Source organism: Hydrotalea sp., assembly GCF_049968455.1.
GTDB lineage: Bacteria > Bacteroidota > Bacteroidia > Chitinophagales > Chitinophagaceae > Hydrotalea.
In genome coordinates, this window is the sequence record NZ_JBMFQT010000064.1 from 1 (window position 1) to 574 (window position 574).

Here is a 574-nt window from a genome sequence, read left to right on the forward strand (position 1 = left end):
GTTTTGCGTGTTTTGCTTATTGATGGAATGCGTGTTTTTGAAAAATTTGAAATTTTAGGCGTTTGCTTTACGGCTTCTTGTCGCGTGTAGCAATGAGTGCAAACATTAGTTAATTTTTGTTGTTTTATGAAGCGTGCACATACGGCGGACGAGGTAATTGCGCTGTAATATCAATAGGCAATAGCCAGTTTTGTTGATTTTGTTTGTGTAAAAATGAATCAACATAAGCACAGTCGCGTCGTCCGCTGCTTTTTTTTTTTAGTTTAGCTCGGCAATGTAAACAATTCAAATAATGTTTTTACGTATTGATTGTCGTGTGAGGGCAAGGGTGTTCATGCAAAGCGTTGCAGCAAGAGTGCCGTGTATGGGCAGCTTTAGTGCAATTGCGTCGTCCGCTGCTTTTTGGTTCATGTGAACTCTGCTACGTACACAATTAAAATGATTTTTTTTACTTGCTTTTGCATTTTGTTCGCCGTGACTGGCCAAACGCTTTCATACGGAATGTTCAGACATGGGTGCCGTGTATGACCTGCTTAACACCCTCAATCCAAATCCATATGTCAAATTTTTGGTC

General features: G+C 40.1%; 1 protein-coding gene. It reads right to left on the reverse strand.

The features are described 5' to 3' along the window. Positions 1 to 124: 124 nt before the first annotated feature. Positions 125 to 289, reverse strand: a complete 165-nt coding sequence (locus ACP5P5_RS13715; RefSeq protein WP_428286681.1) for a hypothetical protein — start codon at positions 287 to 289, stop codon at positions 125 to 127. Between the last annotated feature and the right edge of the window lie 285 nt (positions 290 to 574).